Source organism: Dietzia maris (genome assembly GCF_014144855.1).
GTDB lineage: Bacteria > Actinomycetota > Actinomycetes > Mycobacteriales > Mycobacteriaceae > Dietzia > Dietzia kunjamensis.
Genome location: NZ_JAALDN010000523.1, coordinates 1 through 1,712, shown reverse-complemented (window position 1 = coordinate 1,712; position 1,712 = coordinate 1). Strand labels below are relative to the sequence as shown.

Below are 1,712 nucleotides of genomic sequence, written 5' to 3'. Positions count from 1 at the left end.
TCGCCCTCACCCACACTCAGATGCGAAGAGCCCGTTAAGGGAGATGGGCCCTCAATGGAACCCGAGAGTAGGTGATAACGTACTTAGTTGATCCGGCACATTTAATCGCTGCCGATCGGTGTTCAGCACTGGCAGTCCATCAAATGGAACAAGTCGCTCGTTCGCTAACCCCGGGATTCACGGGGATCTGCGGATCGCTGTGCGAAAATAGACCGAAGTGCTTCCTGAACAGGCGAAACTGGGACTTGTCTAAGGTTCCATGTTCTCCAGCAGAAAGCACTCGGTAGGTGAAGCGTACTTCGTGGTCGGCCGGTCTGTCCGTTACTGCTGATGGTGTCGGGGTGATCTCCCACGCTGGGTCCATCGTGCCTCGTCTTCTGGCGGATCGGGTCGGACTCACGGCTGAGCTGTCAAGGGCCATGGCTCGCCGCCGGTTCATCCCGATCCACGATCGCGGCCGGGTGTTGATCGACGTCGCGGTGATGCTCGCCGATGGCGGCGAGTCCATTTCCGACATCGGCGTCCTGCGCCACCAATCCGAGGCTTTGGGCCCGGTGGCCTCGGCCCCGACGGTGTGGCGCACGCTCGATGAGGTCACTGCCGGCAAGCGCAAGAAGATCCAGGTCGCGCGTGCCCGCACGCGGCGGCACGTGTGGTCCCACTTGCCCGGCGGAGTCCCCGTATCCAAGTGCGCGGGACGGGACCTGGGATCGACGGTCGTGCTCGACGTGGACGCCACTATCGTGGTCACGCACAGCGAGAAAGAGCTTGCTGCGCCGACGTACAAGCGCACGTTCGGGTACCACCCGATCGGTGTGTGGTGCGACAACACAGAAGAGTTCCTTGCCGCGAGCCTGCGCCCGGGCAATGCTGGCTCCAACACCGCGGCTGACCACATCGACGTCCTGGGCCAGGCGATCGCGCAGATCCCCGCGAGTCATCGGCGTGATCTGCTGATTCGATCCGACGGTGCAGGCGCCTCCCATGACCTTCTGGATTGGGTCACCGAACAGAACGGCATCCGTGGTCGACGGGTGGAGTACTCGGTCGGGTTCCAGGTCACCGCCCCGCTACGCCGGGCCATCGCGATCTGCCCAGAGGCTGCGTGGGGGCCGGCATTGAATCCCTCCGGCGACATCCGAGACGGGGCCGACATCGCGGAGCTGACCGGATTTCTCAGCCCCAGGATGCTCGCCAAGTGGCCAGACGGAATGCGAGTCATCGTCCGCCGCGAACGACCCCACCCGGGTGCTCAGTTGTCGATGTTCGAGGAGATCGACGGGTGGCGCTACCAAGCATTCGTCACCAACACCACCACCGGGCAACTGCAGTTCCTCGAGGCCAGACACCGGGCTCACGCCCGGGTCGAGGACCGGATCCGACACGCCAAAGACACCGGCCTGGGCCGTCTGCCCTCGCGGGAGTTCGCTTTAAACCAGGCCTGGCTCGTGGCGGTGATGCTCGCCGCGGATCTGGTGGCCTGGACCCGGATGCTCGCTTGCACCGGCGACGCCGCAGTCCTCGCCTTGTGCGAGCCCAAAGCGCTGCGCTACCGCTTCCTCCACGTCGCAGCCCGGCTGGTCCGAAGCGGCCGACGGCGGCGCGTGAAGATTCCCGAAACGTGGCCCTGGGCGACTGCCATCGTCGCAGTGTTCAACACGATCGCCGCGATCCCAAAACCGGCCTAACCTCACCCACCCGCCCACGACAGA

1 protein-coding gene is annotated in these 1,712 nt (G+C 64.5%); it reads left to right on the top strand.

Annotation, left to right across the window (positions count from 1 at the left end; translation table 11 throughout):
* Positions 1–287: 287 nt before the first annotated feature.
* A complete protein-coding gene (locus G6024_RS15600; protein ID WP_159149121.1) occupies positions 288–1,688 on the top strand; it encodes an IS1380 family transposase in 1,401 nt (466 codons plus the stop codon).
* Positions 1,689–1,712: the final 24 nt, after the last annotated feature.